This is a genomic window from Dyadobacter sp. SRI_021, assembly GCF_057586235.1.
Genome location: NZ_JBYCZM010000001.1, coordinates 1,142,240 through 1,159,119, shown reverse-complemented (window position 1 = coordinate 1,159,119; position 16,880 = coordinate 1,142,240). Strand labels below are relative to the sequence as shown.

Annotated in this window: 9 protein-coding genes; 1 reads left to right on the top strand and 8 read right to left on the bottom strand. The window is 51.6% G+C overall.

Going from position 1 to position 16,880, the window contains the following annotated elements; all coding sequences use genetic code 11:
• The first annotated feature begins 67 nt into the window (after positions 1-67).
• Positions 68-376 carry a hypothetical protein gene (locus AC2YIT_RS04805; RefSeq protein WP_487278402.1) on the top strand — a complete coding sequence of 103 codons (309 nt, stop codon included), beginning with the start codon at positions 68-70 and terminating at the stop codon, positions 374-376.
• On the opposite strand, the gene AC2YIT_RS04800 is transcribed toward AC2YIT_RS04805, so the two are convergent.
• The 8 genes from AC2YIT_RS04800 to modA all read right to left on the bottom strand — a co-directional run bounded on the left by AC2YIT_RS04800 (position 373) and on the right by modA (position 16,837).
• Entirely contained in the window at positions 373-666 is a 294-nt protein-coding gene (locus tag AC2YIT_RS04800) for a hypothetical protein (RefSeq protein WP_487278401.1), read from the bottom strand. The genes AC2YIT_RS04805 and AC2YIT_RS04800 overlap by 4 nt on opposite strands.
• Before the next feature lie 179 nt (positions 667-845).
• Positions 846-4,940 (bottom strand): FG-GAP-like repeat-containing protein, encoded by a 4,095-nt coding sequence (locus AC2YIT_RS04795; protein WP_487278400.1) that lies wholly within the window; start codon positions 4,938-4,940, stop codon positions 846-848.
• Between the two features lie 174 nt (positions 4,941-5,114).
• Complete coding sequence (locus AC2YIT_RS04790) at positions 5,115-9,191, bottom strand: FG-GAP-like repeat-containing protein (RefSeq protein ID WP_430841924.1); 4,077 nt, start codon at positions 9,189-9,191, stop codon at positions 5,115-5,117.
• 149 nt (positions 9,192-9,340) lie between these two features.
• Positions 9,341-13,360, bottom strand: a complete 4,020-nt coding sequence (locus tag AC2YIT_RS04785) for a T9SS type A sorting domain-containing protein (protein WP_487278399.1) — start codon at positions 13,358-13,360, stop codon at positions 9,341-9,343.
• A 196-nt stretch (positions 13,361-13,556) separates the two neighbouring features.
• Positions 13,557-14,234: an SGNH/GDSL hydrolase family protein gene (locus tag AC2YIT_RS04780; RefSeq protein WP_430841928.1), complete on the bottom strand. Its 678-nt coding sequence runs from the start codon at positions 14,232-14,234 to the stop codon at positions 13,557-13,559.
• Positions 14,235-14,309: 75 nt separating this feature from the next.
• Positions 14,310-15,203, bottom strand: a complete 894-nt coding sequence (locus AC2YIT_RS04775; protein ID WP_487278398.1) for a sulfate/molybdate ABC transporter ATP-binding protein — start codon at positions 15,201-15,203, stop codon at positions 14,310-14,312.
• On the bottom strand, positions 15,184-15,858 hold the full coding sequence (gene modB, locus AC2YIT_RS04770; RefSeq protein WP_430841932.1) for a molybdate ABC transporter permease subunit: 675 nt from the start codon (positions 15,856-15,858) through the stop codon (positions 15,184-15,186). The genes AC2YIT_RS04775 and modB overlap by 20 nt, the downstream gene beginning before the upstream one ends.
• A 226-nt stretch (positions 15,859-16,084) precedes the next feature.
• The gene (gene modA / locus AC2YIT_RS04765; protein WP_430841934.1) at positions 16,085-16,837 is read right to left on the bottom strand and encodes a molybdate ABC transporter substrate-binding protein; all 753 of its coding nucleotides are present in this window, start codon (positions 16,835-16,837) and stop codon (positions 16,085-16,087) included.
• Positions 16,838-16,880 lie beyond the last annotated feature (43 nt).

Sequence of the window (16,880 nt, the reverse complement as noted above, 5' to 3'; positions counted from 1 at the left end):
TGTTGGCGTCCCAGCAATACAGATCACTGTACGACAAGTAGTTTTCGAAGTCACCTTTTGCATTCTCATGGTAAAATTGGATTTCGTTTTTGCCGCCGTTCTTTGCTTTGAGGCCTCTGGCAGAGAGTCTTACCTGTATGCTGGCCGTGTTTTCAGGGGCAGTTTTAACAGTAAAATTTTGACGAACGCCGTCTTCGGTGTTGATAAACTCTTCGGTAAATCCTTTGTGGTCGATGAGCAGCTTGTTTTCGGTGTTCGTCGGGGTTGCGTCGGATTGTGGCGAGAAGAGCTTCCTTCCGTCGGCATAAATCCCTTCATTGATCAGGTGCAGCCTGAAATTGTGCCCGGCCGAATCTACGCGGTTTTGTACGGTTAGTTTCCCGGTTTGTAGTACGCCCGAAGGTTCTGCATGCGGTTCGGACTTTGGAGGGAATTCGTTACCTCATCATACGAAATGTGGTACTCCTGCCGGGCGATCATTTCTTTGATACCTTCAATGTTTGCCTGCGATAAGCCTGCAACTTGTCCGTGGCTGGTGCCGGAAGTTTGCTCTGCCGGAACCTGCGGGTGCCGTAATCCATCCCCGGAATGAATGCCTAAGTAACCCGCGGCTCCTGCCGCCAGGGCCATCGCTGCGAAGAGCATGGACTTGTAAGTGTGTTTCATGTTAAAATAGATGTTATGTTAAAAAAAATTGGGTACTAGCAAATGCCGGGTCAAATTTTACGCTTATGGCAAGCTGTTACCGAATCCGTTTAGCCGAATGGATGAAGCAATGATTTTAAGGCGAAAGGCGGCCTTCGTCGGGTTCGAGAAGCGCCGCCTTTCGGGGAGTGCGGGAGTATTTATTTTTTTACAATTACCTTATGAGAGCTCTGTGAACCATCCCGTCGCGTGACAAGGAGCACATACATTCCTGGTTCCAGGTTTCTTACATCCATTTCCGCCGACGGATTTTGGGATTGATGAATCAGCCTTCCTGTCGGTGTGAGGAGCCGGACCGAACGAATCTGATCCATGTTTCCTGCCTTGATGAACAGCTTGTCAGAAACAGGGTTGGGGTAGGGGACGATGGAAAGCCCCGGATCTTCCTTACCGACCTCCATTTTCTTCCGGTTGGTGTTTTCGGCTGTGGCTTCTTCCGGCACGGGTGCATTGTTGTAGCCTGCCAATTGGGATTGTAGGTACCGCCAAGGACCATACATCTGGCCCGTGATCGCAAGCACAGGCGAATAGCGTACGCGTACGCGGAGCTTTGTAGCGACGCCGGTTTTGGTAATGGAGGCTCCCATTACGGTGGCGAGACCCGACATGATGGTGAAATTACCAGAAGCTCCGGTCGATTGATTGCTCGTTGTGATCGGATTGTTTCCCACTTTCGAAAAAGGTATGCCCGGTCCCATGGTTTCCCAGACGAATTTGCCCTTGTTTCTTCCAATAAATGACTTGGCGGATAAGGTGCCTACAAAATTCTGTTGGCTGAATTGGCTGTGATTGAGAGGCGTTACCAGATCACTATTGAATAGCCGAACGTTGTTTTTCAGGCCTTTGCCGTTGTTGCCATAATAAACCGTCGCGCTGCCGACATCGTTAGTCTGGTTGTAGTTGGCATGCGGGGCGCCTACGATAATGTCACTGTACCCGTCGCCATTGACGTCTCCTGCGCCGGAAACGGAGGTTCCCAGTTTTGCATTATCCTGATTACTTTCGACGCTAAATGCTGCTATTGGTTTGATCCCTACGGGCGATCCATGAAAGACAAATGCTTTTCCTTTAATCATCGCAGCGACATTTTCAAAATCGGCGGCACCGGCAACAATATCGCTGTACCCGTCACCATTCACGTCCCCTGCGCCTTTAACCGAGAATCCGAATCCGCCACCTGCGAGATTCTGTTCAAGGGTAATAGGTGCCGGGCTAACATCACTAATTCCATTTGATGAGCCGTAGTACACTATGACAGTTCCTTCATCAACCTCCGGTTTGTCAAAATAAGGTGCCCCTACTACAATGTCGCTAAATCCATCTCCGTTGACATCCCCGGCTCCTGAAACGGACCTGCCCATTTGAGCACCTATTTGATTACCCAGCAGAATTTTGGGATTATTACTCGATATTCCCTGATCGGAGCCATGGAAGACGTAGACTGCACCTTTGTAACTGTCGTAGCCGGAAGCCCCTACAACAATGTCGCTATATCCGTCTCCATTCACATCGCCGGCACAAGAAACGGAGTTGCCCATATGTGCATATAGTACGTTGGACTCAATAATTGCATCATTGACAGGGCCGCTGGTAGAGCCATAATAGATGTGTATAGCACCTTCGCCTCCTTCCCCGGCTGAATACGCATCGTCCCCGATGATGATGTCGGCATAACCATCCCGATTGAGATCGCCCGCACCTGAAACTGCACATCCAAAATCGCGTTGCGGTATATTGCCCTCCAATTGTTTGACTGATGCGGGATTGATCCCTGTATTTGAGCCAAAGTATATGAAAGCGGCCCCTTCGCTCGTCTGGCCATTGGTATAATTATCGGCGCCCACAAGAATATCACCATATCCATCACCATTGATATCGCCAGCCCCGGCTACAGATGTTCCAAAGTAGCTGTCGGGCTGATTTTTGCTCAACATGATCTGATTCCCAAGCTGAATCCCATCCATCGATCCATAATACACCAAGGCAGCTCCGCCAGTTGTTCCATTGAAATCAAACTCCGGTGCACCGACAATCACATCATCGAAGCCATCGCTATTTACGTCTCCGGCACTCGCAACGGAGTAACCTATCAAGGCATCGGTAACGCTGCCTGAAAGCGTTACCGATCCATTCGTACCAATACCTTCCGCTCCGCCATGGTAAACAAACACATGCCCTTCGTCCGTCTGACCGTTGTCAAAAGTATAGCAACCCACCAGGATATCACTGTACCCATCCCCGTTCACATCACCGGCGCTGGCGACGGCGGTGCCGAACCAGCCGTCGATTTGGTTGCTTTCCAAACGAGAAACAGGAGAAGCCCAACTAGGGATTCCATCCTTGGATCCATGGTATACAAACACTGCGCCTTCGTTAAACTGACCGTAATCGTAGTACTCGGCACCAAGAAGGATATCGGAATAACCGTCACCATTTACATCGCCCGCGCAAGCAATAGAGGAGCCCATGTGATCATTAGATTCGCCCGTAAAGGTGCTAGATGGCTGCGTATTAATGCCGGTTGAGGAACCGAGATGCAGATACACTACGCCTGCATCAACTCTACTGAACTGGCCATTATAAAATCCATCATACAAATAAGCACTAATCAGCACATCACTATATCCATCCCCATTCACATCTCCAGCCGAGCTTACCTTGTTCCCCATGGCGGCATTGTATTGGTTGCCTTCTATGATTGTCGGATTACTTTGAAGAACGCCACTGCCCCCACGGAAGATGAAGGCAGCCCCCTCTGCGTCCTGTCCCTGGCCATTGGTATAATAGCGGGCACCAATGATGATGTCGCTATAACCATCCGCGTCTACGTCGCCTGCAGAAGCGACTGAGTAGCCAAACATGGCGTTGGGCTGGTCAATTTGAATCGGGACTTTTTTTGAAAATAAATTGCTATTTGCGTTGCCTAAACAAAGATTTGCAGTTCCTTCCTTGCTTTCCCCGTCGGAGTCCTGACTTGCGCCGATCAGAACGTCGCTGAATCCGTCACCATCGACATCCCCTGCTGTGGCTACCGAGATCCCCATAAGAGCGCCGGCATGGCCGTTCCCAAAGCCATAAGAGGTGATGGCGGAAGTAAAAAATGTGCCGGATCCCAGATAAAGGTTTGCCCGTCCTTCGTCGACAGCATTTGCATCGTAGTACGGAATCCCTACCAGCACATCACTAAACCCATCGCCGTTGAAATCCCCCGCACTCGCCACGGAGTATCCCATTTTAGCATCAGCCTGGTTGGCTTCCAGCGTAACGGCTGTCAGGGTCAACCCCGACGGGTCGCCTTTGTACACAAATGCGGCCCCTTCGTTATTTTGCCCCTTGTCATAATCCGGCGCACCGACGATCACATCGCTGTAACCATCTCCATTTACATCCCCGGCACTGGATACGGAGAAGCCCAGGTGCATAGAGGTCTGATTGATTTCAAGCACCTTGTTGGCATTCTGCGGCGTACCATTGGCGATGATCGGGTCAATGGTGACCGGGTAAGCCGCATTAGCCACATCCACGCTGATCTGAATGCGGTTGTCCGCAAATGCCAAGGTAGCATTCAACGGTTTTTTGTTGGCGTCCCAGCATTTGAGGTCGCTGTACACAAGTTCATTGCGGGTTTCGCCTTTGGCTGTTTCGGAAAAGAAGCGCAGCGCGTTACCGGGGCTCTGTTCCACTTTCAGGCCTTTGGCGTTCATTCTGACCTGCAATTGCCGGGTGTCCTGCGGGGCGTTTTCGATGATGAAATTCTGGCGGACGCCGTCTTCGTTGTTGATAAACTCCTCCGTGAATGCGCTGTGATTGATCTGGACTTTGTTTTCGTGGTGCTCTGCCTTTGCGGCCATTTCGGGGGTATAAAGTAGCTTGCCGTCGGCGAATATGCCTTCGTTCACCAATTCCATTTTGAAGCCGTCTCCGATAGTGTCGACGCGGGTCTGGACGGTCAGCTTCCCCGGTTCGTAGTAGGCGCGGATGTTGTTCCGTCGGTTGGGGCTTTGCAGTTTCTTTTTTTGCGGATCGAAGGAAATGTGGTACTCCTGTTTCTCGAGCGCATTTCGAATGTCCGATAGGGTTGTTTCGGGAACCTCAGCTGGTAAATTAGAGGTTGGCCGTGCTTTAACGGGGTTCCGTGGTACCGCCCGGTTGAGACGGTCCAAGGAGTGAAAACCGGCAGCAAATGCTGCGAAAACCATTCCTACGTACAGAATGGGCATGTAACGACTTTTCATAGTCAGAAATCCTTTAAGTGAAACAATCGGTTACGGGCAAAATGCCGGCATAAATTTTACCGATACTTCGAAGCGGATTTCAAACCGTTTAGCCGCCGGGCAAATGAGAGTGATTAGCCGGTATGGAAAGTAAAACGCCTCCCCACGGCACGGGGGAGGCGTTGGGGGAGGGGCTTATCGCCGGATCAATACCCGGTGCGATGTAGGTGTGCCGCTGGCCCGGTTGAGCATGAGGATATAAACGCCACCGGGCAGTTTGCTTACGTCGATGTCTTTTTCGTATCGCTGCGATTGGAAAACGGGTGTTCCGCTAGTATTATAAAGCCGAGTCGCCCGGATATCGGAAGGATCCGTTGCCTGAATGGACAGGCGATCCGAAGCCGGGTTCGGGAAAAGGGAAACGGAAGTTTCGATTTTCGGTTCTGCTTTCCGTTTGATCGTTTCCGCCATTGCTTCTTCCGGTACCGGGGCATTGTTGTAGCCTGCGAGCTGGCGTTGTACGTAGCGCCACGGGCCGTACCTCTGGCCGGTGATGGCGAGCACGGACGAGTAACGTACGCGTGCGCGGAGTTTGGTGGAAATTCCTACTTTGTCCTGTAAAGGTATATACTGGTCCCCCGTTGCTGAAAGATTTACATAATCCGAGAAGTGCGAGTAACTCGTACTATTGGTGATTGGATTGCTTCCTGTTTTTGAAAATGCTGTACCTGCCCCCTTCACTTCTCTCATAAACGAAGCATTTTTGTTGCCACCTCCTAAAAATGATTTCATAAATAGCCCGATATTGAAATCCGGGGCGTTGAAATTATTGTGGTTGATTGGAGTTGATGTGCCAGCATTATAGAGCCGTACATTATTCCGCAATCCTTTGCCATTGTTACCATAATAAAAGAAGGCCGCTCCTGCATCAGCTGCTTGTCCGTTATTGTAGCCATTTGCTCCCACAAGAACATCACTATACCCATCGCCGTTGACATCACCGGCTCCCGTAACCGCTTTGCCCAGAAAGTTACCGGCGGTATTACTTTCATTACTGAATGAACTGGCTGTTTTAACCCCATTGGGGGAGCCATGGTAAACAAATACATTTCCCTCATTACTTTGACCGACGGAGAAACTGGGAGCGCCCACAATCACATCACTGTATCCGTCCCCATTTACATCTCCCGCGCTGTTGACCGACCATCCGAAATAGGCCCCAGTGACGTTTGCTTCCAGATAAGTGGGCGCAGGGCTGACGTCATTGATACCTCCGATTGTTCCATAATAGACAATCGCGGCACCTTCATTGGATTCGCCCTTGTCATAATAGCGGGCTCCCACGATCACATCACTATATCCATCCGCATTCACATCTCCAGCGGAAGCAACTGAATAGCCGAAATTAGCATCGACTTGGTTACCTTCCAGACGTTTGTCGTAAGTCGCGTCAAGACCCGAAGATGCTCCGTGATAAATGTAGGCAGCGCCTTCTCCCTGTTCTCCGATCGCTGCACCCCAGGCACCTACGATCACGTCGCCGTACCCATCTCCGTTGACATCACCTGCCGAGGACACTGCTTCACCAAAATGAGTGTTGGTAAATCCGGTAAGGGTGACTTGATTTGCTGGCCCGTTGACTCCTCCGAAGCAAACCAAAGCTATGCCTTGCGCGATATAGGTGGGAGAACCAATGATAATATCGGCATATCCGTCACGATTGATGTCTCCCGCACCAGCGACTGCGTAACCAAAATCCGAATCGGCTTTATTCATTTGCAGTGCCTTGGGTTGTACGTTCATATCGATACCCGATGCTGTGCCAAAGTACAAAAACACTATCCCTTCATTACTTTCTCCAATGGTATATTCCTTGGCACCAATGAGGACGTCATCAAAGCCGTCTCCATTGGTATCTCCTGCGCCTGCAACGGAGCCGCCAAAGAAAGAGTTCGCCTGATCTTTTTGCAACAGGTGATAGGTATTGGTAATTAATCCGTCGACAGATCCGTAATAGACAAATGCTGCTCCTTCGCTAGCCTGCCCATCATCAAAATAGGGTGCCCCCACGACAACGTCGTCATAGCCATCCGCATTAACGTCACCTGCACTCGCTATGGAAAGGCCCATTTGGGCATTCGGCTTGCCGTTCGTGATTGTTAACGCATCCTTTTTACCAATCCCTTCCGCACCGCCATGGTACACAAATACATGCCCTTCATCCTTCTGCCCATTGTCAAATGTGTAGCAGCCAATCAGAATATCACTATACCCATCCCCATTCACGTCCCCGGCGCTGGCAACGGCGGTGCCGAACCAGCCATCGCCCTGGTTGCTTTCCATCGTAGCGACCGGATCACCCACTATTCCCACATTGCCTTTCGATCCATAATAGACGAACACACCACCTTCATTGAACTGACCGTTATCGTAGTATTCTGCGCCAAGAAGAATGTCAGAATAGCCGTCCCCATTTACGTCACCTGCACAGGCAATCGAGGAGCCCATATGGTCGTTGTCCTTGCCGAAAAAGGTTCTGGATGGCGGCTGTTGTGAGCTAATGCCGGTTGAAGATCCAAGGTACAGATTGACAATTCCATGGTCTTTCTGGTTCGCAACATTTTGATCGTACAAATAAGCGCTGATCAGCACATCACTGTACCCGTCCCCATTCACATCGCCGGCCGAGCTCACTTTGTTGCCCATGGCGGCATTGTATTGGTTACCTTCTATGACTGTCGGGTTTCCCTGAAGACCGTTGCTCCCTCCACGATAGATGAAGGCCGCACCTTCCGCATCCTGTCCTTGTCCATTGGTATACCAGCGCGCGCCTACGATGATATCGCTGTATCCGTCCGCATCGATGTCGCCTGCGGGGGCGATGGAGTAGCCGAATTGGGCATTGGCCTGGTTGGCTTCGAGAAGGGTAACTGCGGAATGTAGATTTCCATTGGCGCTGCCTTTGCATACGGCCACTGTTCCTTCCTTACTTTGCCCATTGGAATCTTGCGTGGCACCGATCAAGACATCGCTAAAACCATCACCATTAATGTCACCAGCGGTTGCTACATTAATTCCCAGTAAAGCCCCCGCGTGATCGTTACCAAAATCATAGGCCGTGATTGACGAACTAAAAAATGTAGCGGAACCAAGATAGAGATTTGCTCGCCCTTGGTCGATAGCATCCTCATCATAGTACGGTATTCCTACAATCACATCACTAAATCCATCGCCATTAAAATCGCCAGCACTCGCCACAGAATACCCCATTTTAGCATCAGCCTGGTTACATTCCAGCGTAACGGCTGTCAGGGTTAACCCCGACGGGTCGCCTTTGTACACAAATGCGGCCCCTTCGTTATTTTGCCCCTTGTCATAATCCGGCGCACCGACGATCACATCGCTGTAACCATCTCCATTTACATCCCCGGCACTGGATACGGAGAAGCCTAGGTGCATGTAGCTCTGATCTATCTGGATTACCTTGTTGGCATTCTGCGGCGTACCATTGGCAATAATCGGGTCAATGGTGACGGGATAGTCGGCACCTGCAACGTCCACGCTGATCTGAATGCGATTGTCCGCATAAGCCAGTGTCGCATTCAACGGCTTCTTGTTAGCGTCCCAGCATTTGAGGTCACTGTACACAAGTTCATTGCGGGTTTCGCCTTTGGCTGTTTCGGAATAGAAGCGCAGCGCGTTACCGGGGCTCTGTTCCACTTTAAGGCCTTTGGCATTCATTCTGACCTGCAATTGCCGTGTGCCTTCGGGAGCGTTTTCGATGATGAAATTCTGGCGGACGCCGTCTTCGTTGTTGATAAACTCCTCCGTGAATGCGCTGTGATTGATCTGGACTTTGTTTTCGTGATGCTCTGCCTTTGCGGCCATTTCAGGGGCATAAAGCAGCTTGCCGTCGGCGAAGATGCCTTCATTCACCAATTCCATTTTAAAGCCCTGTCCGGTGGTGTCGACGCGCGTCTGGACGGTGAGTTTGCCCGGCTCGTAGTAGGCCCGGATGTTGTTCCGGCGGTTGGGGCTTTGCAGCTTCTTCTTTTGCTCATCGTAGGAAATGTGGTATTCCTGCTTTTCCAGCGAGCTGCGGATGTTTGCCAGCGTTGCTTCGGAAACGCCTGTCGGTAATGTGTCGGCGTTTTTCGTTACTTGTTTGGCAGGGGTCGGGCTCATTCGGTGGTGTTGGTGCCACAACCCTGCTCCGAGGAGAGTCGTTCCGGCCAGGGCAACGGCCATGGCCCGTTGATAAATCTTTTTCATACTCGTGTGTATTGATAGTTTTGGATTACGGTAATATTCCCGCGCCCAAATTTTGTGAGTGCGGGAATTAAAAAGGTTAAACGATTATTCTCAGGTGAAAACCGCTTAGCCCGTGGTTCGGTAGTCTCTGGAAAGTCGCCGCCAGATAATTAGTGCAGCACAATGGAATGGGTGCTCGCGGTAGCATCGGTGTAACGAATGCAGAGGGTATACCGGCCGGAAGGAATTCCCCCGATGTCCAGTTTCTCAAAATCATTTATCCACTTTCGGACCACCGAGCCGTTGGTCGTGAGTAGCGACGATTCGGCAATAGGCACACTTTTTTCGCTTCGAATGTGCAATGCGAGTGCTGCCGGATTTGGATATACGTATGCAATAGCGGTTTCTTGAGATGCGTTCGCGGAAATCAGCGGTGCCGGTGCACTGGTTGCGCCGGTCGCAGGTCCGTTAAGGTATCGCCAGGGGCCATAAATCTGCCCTGTCAATGCAAGGGCGGCATTATACCTAATTCGGGCCCTCAAGCTCGTTCCGGGGCCTGATTTATACACCACACTTTTGAGCTCGGCGCCTGTCAGGTTGTAATATCCTTTTTGAGATCCATTGCAGAATGTACTATTGGCGATCCGGCCATTGGCACCGGTCGAGAAACTGTTCCCGTTTGCAACCGTCTCCCACACCAGTTTTCCTTTATTTGCACCCAGGAATGATCTGGCAGCCAATCCGATACCAAAATCAGTTTTGTTGTGCTGCTGGTAATTCATTGATGTGGTCAGGTCCGAATTGTAGAGGCGGATGTTGTTGCGCAAGCCCCGGCCATTGTTTCCATAATAAACAAACGCGGCGTCCGCGTCGGTCTGGCCGGTGCTGAAATTGGGCGAGCCGGCGATCAGGTCACCAAACCCATCTGCATTCACGTCGCCGGCTGCTGCTACCGACCAGCCGAAGAAATCATAAGTGTCGTTGGCATTGCCCTGAATGCGTTGGGGGCTTGTGTCGATCCCTGCCGGTGATCCGTAGTAGATCAGCGCCATGCCGGTTAGCACCGAGGTGTTTTCATCGATGAACCAGGGCTCACCGACGATGACATCGCCGTATCCATCGCCATCGAGATCGCCCGTGCCCGCGACGGACTCGCCCATGGCTGCGGCCATGCCCGTTTCATGTGCATACAAATGCGTGACGTTTCCGGCGGTTATCCCAGCCGGCGAGCCATAGTAAATGTGCGCGGCGCCATCGCCATTATCATAGCCGTGCGCTCCGATGATCAGGTCAGAATAGCCATCCCCATTCACATCGCCTGCGCCGGATACATCCCAGCCGAAATGCGCCTGATCCTGCGTCCCTTTGATGCAATCCATTGAAATCGAATCCAAGGCGTTTGCCTTTCCATACCCGATAAAGATCGCGCCTGCGTCGTAAGAACCGACGCTGTATGCACCTGCAATGAGGTCGTCGGTGCCGTCGCCATTCAGATCGCCTGCGTGAGCTACCGCATTGCCGAGCCGTGCATCTTCCAGGTCGCTTTCGATGATCTTCATCCCCGCGGGATCGGGGCCGTTGGGCGAACCGGGGAATATGTAGAGCGCGCCTTCTTCTGACTGGCCATTGGAGTAGTTCATCGCGCCAATAATGATTTCGGAAAAGCCGTCGTTATCGAGGTCGCCGGCGTGGGCGACGGCACATCCAAACCAGGCTCCGGTCTTGTTACTTTCCAGTTTGATGGGGACGGGGTTGAGGCCGGAGAGGGAACCCAGGTATACGAACGCTGCGCCTTCTTCGTCCTCGTCTTCATCGTAATGCATGGCACCGATAATAATGTCGCCAAAACCGTCACCATTCACATCGCCGGCGGCGGAAACTGATGTGCCGAAACCGGCGTCGGACTGGTCGGCTTCGAGCATGTTTACAGCTGTTTTGCTGATGCCGTTGGACGTTCCTTTAAATAGAAACGCTGCGCCTTCTTCGGGTTGGCCATTGTCATAATACGGTGCGCCGACGAGAATGTCGTCGTAGCCATCACCATCGACGTCACCCGCACCAGATACCGCATATCCGAACTGCGATTCCGGTTGAACCGAATGCAGGGCCGTTGCGCTGGCAGTGTCCGGACGGAATGCGCCACCGTGCCATACCATGATGGCCCCTTCATTATTCTCTCCGTGATCATAGAGATGGGCGCCGATGACAATGTCGCTGAAACCATCGCCGTCGATGTCGCCTGCACTCGCGAGAGACTGGCCCAGATAAGCGTTGGCTTGGCCACTTTTGAAAACGGATACAGGCTTTTTATCCACACCGGCCTGAATTCCGGAAAAGAGCGTTACCACCCCTTCATTGAGCAGGGTTTTGCCCCGCATCCGGCTCGCAATCAGGATGTCGGCGTAACCATCGGCTTGCACATCGCCCACGCAGGCAACTGCACGGCCAAATCCCTCGTCCATTTGCTGTCCTAAGAGAGCTATCGAAGTGTTGGAAATGACACCACCAGCGGCGCCGAGGTAGATTTTGACCAGCCCCTGGTCGGGATACATTTTATCGTAATGCGGTGCACCGATGATAATATCGGAAAACGTGTCGCCATTGAGGTCGCCTGCGGAAGCCAGCGAGGTGCCCAGGTGCGCGTTGGCCTGGTTGCCCTGTATCATGGTTGGGACCAATGATGCTCCTTGCGGGCTACCCAGGTAAACAAACGCGGCACCTTCATCGGATTCCCCCTGATCGTAAAACGGCGCACCGACAAGCACATCGCCGAAACCGTCGGCATTGATATCCCCGGCACCCGCCACTGAGGTGCCCATTCCGGAGACCGGCTGGTTCATTTGCAGGATAGTTACTGTCACAGGATTAATGCCCGCCGCGGAGCCATAGTAAACAAATGCGGCACCTTCGTTCAATTGCCCCTGATCGAATTCGTTGGTTCCCACTATTAAATCGCTGTAATTATCGTTATTGATGTCGCCGGCCAGTGCAACAGCAATGCCGAACTGCGCTCCGAACTGATCTCCCTCCAGTATGACAACGGGATTTGGCTTTATCCCTTTGGAAGATCCCAGGTGAACGAACACCGCTCCTTCATTAGATTGCCCGTTGTCATAAAAAGGGGCCCCCAGCGCGATGTCACTGAAACCATCCGCATTAATATCCCCTGCACTTGAAACCGAATAACCCATTTCAGCATGTGCCTGATTGCTTTCAAAAAGCGTGGGTGCAGGATTAAGCCCGTTGGCGGAGCCGTAATAGAGCAATACGACGCCCTCGTTGTCCTCCCCGTTGTCATAATGCGGTGCGCCGGCAAGGACATCGGAAAAACCGTCGCCATTTACATCACCAGCGGAAGCTACGGAAAAACCCATCAATGCATCGGCCTGATCCGATTCCAGCAGGGCATCCGCATTGCCAGGGCTACCATTCACGACAATCGGGTCGATCGTTACCGGATAGGCGGCGCCGCGTACGTCCACGGCGATCACAATTTGCTGCCCCTGGCCGGTCAGATGCGCAGTAAGCGGCTTGTTACGGGCATCCCAGCATTTGAGGTCGCGGTAAATGAGCCTGGGAGTGGTTTTATTATTTTGGGCAAAAAACAGCAATTCGTTTTCGGCACCGTTCCGAATTTGCAGGCCTTTGACGGCAAGGTTTACCTTTAATTCCTTCGTACCTGCGGGTGCCTCGTGAACGATGAAATTCTGCCTTATGCCATCTTCATTGTTGACAAATTCTTCGTCGAATTTTGCGTGCCGGATCAGCAGCTTGTTCCCCAGTATTTCGGGCTGAGCCGCAGGATCGGACCGGCCAATCAGGCCGCCGTCGGCCAGAATACCTTCATTTTTTAATGTAAAAGAGAACTTATGACCAGCGGAATCGACCCGGTTTTGAATGCTGAGACTTCCGGGCCGATAATATGCCCGCAGGTTCTGCTTTCGGTTGGGGCTTTGGAGCATGTGCTTCGTGCGGTCGTACGTAATGTGGTACTCGCGTGAGGCAATGGCCTCTCCAATACCGGGTGGAATGAGGATATCGGCATTTCTGGCAGAGGGTGCCTGGCCTGAATCATAAACGCTGGCGGCAGATAGGGTGAAATGGTCTGGGAGAAAACAGTTGAAATAAACGTAGGCAAACAGGAGAATGACTGACGCCGCGATCAATAACGGCAGGAGGTGTCGTTTCATAGGATAAAATTGGGGATAAGGTGAAGTGTAAAACAGGGCGGCCTACCCGGTTTTCAATTTTGTACTTATCTCCAACTCTTTCCGAAAGCAATGTTCAAGGAACGCTAGTGGTTATCAAACGGTTATTTCGGCTCCCAAAAAAGAAAATCCCGCAGCCGAACGCCCGGGATTCTCTTCGCTAATGGAAATGCAAATTTTATTTCTGTACCAATGCTTCCAGCATTTTCTCTGCCAGGAACTGGTTGCCCGCCTCCGTCAAATGCACGCGGTCAGTCGTTAGAATGCCTTTTTCCTTGTTTTCAGGATTGTTTTTGGCCAGGTAGTCCTGGAAATGCTTGCGCAGGTCGAGCAGTTGCAGGTTGTTGCGCGTCGCGATTTCGCGGATCAGTTTCGAATACTGGTTCAAATCACCGTCCTGCTGGTTGGAATTATCATTGCGCTCCCCGATCACGGTAGGTGTACACACGATCACACGAATGTTCTGCGCTTTCAGTTTTTTGATCAACGCCTCATAGAACTTCACGTATTTGTCGGGGTCGGTACCGGTCCCTGAGGAGGCTTTGTGCCAGACGTCGTTGATACCCACGTAAATGAATACCACATCCGGCTTTTTGGCCAGCACGTCGTCTTCGAGCCTTAAATAGAGGTCATATACTTTATTTCCACCGATTCCGGCGCCGATCAGCTCATATTCGCTGTCCTGGCCCTTTGATTTCAACATTTCGCCTACTTTGGTGATATAGCCGGTAGGGCTCACGCCTGCCTGGGTAATGGAATCGCCGAAGAATACGACGCGAATGGGCTTGTCGGCACGCATGGCAAGTAACGGAAGCGAGATAATGGCAATTTGCAGCAGTTTAAAAAATACTTTCATGGTTTAGTGTTAAGTATGGATTTTGGGAAAAAGACGATGCACTTGAAAAGTTACCCTACGGCATTTGTGAGCGAATTAAGGGTCTATGAGGCGTATTCCGGCAGGATCCGGGGCGTAGTGGATCGTGAAACTCCGCCCCGGATCCAACTGCGTTTCCAAATGGAGCGGCAAGTTGAGTTTGCGAACCCGGTTGTCGACCCACGCATGTACGACCAGCGCATCGCCCACGCGCTCGCAGGTAAGGACCTCCCCATGCAATAGCATACCGTTCAAGGGGGCCGGCTCGGTCAGATACACTTCTGCGGGTGTTCCGAAACGGGCCAACCTGCCGGTTTCCATGACTGCCACCTGATCGGCGAGACGGAAAATTTCCCCGATATCGTGGGTTACCAGGATGACGGCAAATGGCCGCTCGCGGTGGAGTTTGAGTAATAAATCCTGCAATTGCAGTTGCATATCCGGGTCGAGGGCGGCAAAAGGCTCGTCCATTAAGAGCAGCTCCGGCTCGCGTACGAGGGCGCGGGCGAGGGCAACGCGTTGCTGCTGCCCACCTGAGAGCTGGTGAGGTTTCCGGTTGGTGAGCTGGGTAAGGCCGGCCATGTCGAGCAAATGCCCGATCAACGCGCTATCATGGTTCTTGGGCAATGCAAATTCAAGATTTTGCATCACGGTCATATGCGGGAACAATGCATAATCTTGAAAAACGAAGCCGATATGCCGTTGCTGGGCTGGAACGTGAACGCGGGCTGCCGTGTCCAGCCATGGTTTTTCACCAAAAGCAATACGGCCGGCTTGCGGCATGGCCAACCCGGCGATTTGCCGTAACAAGGTCGTTTTTCCTGCACCCGAGGGCCCGGTGAGAGCGAGAATGCTGTTGACCGGTAACGCAAAATCCACTTCCATCGGTAAGATGCCGTGCGCGGTGTGCAAAGTATGCCGGATATGGACGTCAAGCAGTTTGTTGGACACGGAGCAGTCGGTTATTAATGGAATAGACCAGCAGCAAAATAACGAAAGTGATCGCAAAAAGCACCATCGCGTAAGCATTGGCGGCGGGGTAATTCAGGGCTTCCACCTCATTGTAAATCGCTACGGACGCCACTTTGGTCACTCCGGGGATATTACCGCCGATCATCAGTACCACGCCGAACTCGCCGACCGTATGGGCAAATGTGAGTACAAATGCCGTGAGTATGGCCGGTTTGCAATTGGGCAGGAGTACTTTCGTGAACGTCTGCCATTCGCTTTTGCCCAGCGTGTAAGATGCCTCCCGCAACGAAGGCGGCAGCGACTGCAGGCCCGCGCGGATCGGGTAAATCATGAATGGCAGGCTGTACAGAATGGAGGCAATCACAAGCCCCGGAAACGAAAAGACGAGCCTTAACCCCAGATATTCCTCGACCATTGCCCCAAACCAATGCGACGGGCTGAATGCCAGCAACAGGTAAAACCCGATCACCGATGGCGGCAGCACGAGCGGCATGCCGATCAGCGCCTCCACGAGGCCCCGGCCTTTAAACTTCCCGAAAACCAGCCAGTAGGCGATCGGCAACGCGATTGCCAGCAGCAAAATTGAAGTGATGCTGGCTAGTTTGAAGGTTAGCAGGAGTGGTTGGGGATCCAATTTTGAATGATTGAATGATTGAATGAGTGAATGGTCAGGTGTGGTCAAGTTTTGTCAGGAGTTGTCAAGTGTTGTCAGATGTTGTTGTATGTGTGTTTCATGACTAATCCAGACTATCAATGACAGCACTTGACTACACCTGACCACGAATGACTACACTTGACTACACTTGACTACACCTGACTACAAATGACAACTCCTGACTACACTTGACAATACCTGACTATTATTGGTAACCATACCGTTTGAAAATCGCTTTTGCCTTTGCGGAATAAAGGAATTGATAAAATTGTTCGCTCGACGCTTTTTTAGGAGAATCTTCGCTGTGTTTTAATAGAATAGCCGCTTGCTGAATAGGTTTGTACAAGCTTGAATCTACAATGATATAATGCCCTTTGTCCTTCATTTCCGGCGATAGCACAATGGATAATGCATTGAAACCTGCTTCCACAGAGCCTGTGGTAATGTATTGGGCTGTTTGCGCGATGCTTTCGCCGTATACGAGTTTCCTTTCGGTTTGTTCGTAGAGTTTCAATGTCTTTAAGGCCTGCACAGCTGCTTCGCCGTAGGGTGCGGTTTTAGGGTTGGGAACGGCTATTTTTTTGACTTTCTCGGTGGCTAATATTTCCGGTTTGAGGTCGACTTCGGGGATGTCTTTCGACCAGAGTACCAATGCGCCGGTGGCGTAAATTTCCGGTTTCAGGTCGGAGCCGCCGTTTTTGAAAATTTCTTCAGGGTATTTGGTGTCGGCGGAAACGAATACGTCGAATGGCGCCCCTTCACGGATCTGCGTCGTGAGTTTGCCGGAAGAGGCGACCACGATCTCGATCTTTTTGCCGGATTCCTTCTCGAATTCCTGCTGGATTTCCTTCATCACATATTGCACGTTGGCAGCGGTAGCGACGACGATTTTTTCCGACGGTTTGGAGCAACCAGCCAGCAATGCAGCAAAAAGGATGAGGATACGTAGTTTGTTCATGCCGCAATTTAGAAATATTGTTTTGCAATAATAGCCGCTTGCA

Coding starts and splice junctions, on each gene's coding strand:
- AC2YIT_RS04805 (WP_487278402.1), top strand. CDS start 68: ATGGTAAAATTGGATTTCGTTTTTGCCGCCGTTCTTTGCTTTGAGGCC.
- AC2YIT_RS04800 (WP_487278401.1), bottom strand. CDS start 666: ATGAAACACACTTACAAGTCCATGCTCTTCGCAGCGATGGCCCTGGCG.
- AC2YIT_RS04795 (WP_487278400.1), bottom strand. CDS start 4,940: ATGAAAAGTCGTTACATGCCCATTCTGTACGTAGGAATGGTTTTCGCA.
- AC2YIT_RS04790 (WP_430841924.1), bottom strand. CDS start 9,191: ATGAAAAAGATTTATCAACGGGCCATGGCCGTTGCCCTGGCCGGAACG.
- AC2YIT_RS04785 (WP_487278399.1), bottom strand. CDS start 13,360: ATGAAACGACACCTCCTGCCGTTATTGATCGCGGCGTCAGTCATTCTC.
- AC2YIT_RS04780 (WP_430841928.1), bottom strand. CDS start 14,234: ATGAAAGTATTTTTTAAACTGCTGCAAATTGCCATTATCTCGCTTCCG.
- modA (WP_430841934.1), bottom strand. CDS start 16,837: ATGAACAAACTACGTATCCTCATCCTTTTTGCTGCATTGCTGGCTGGT.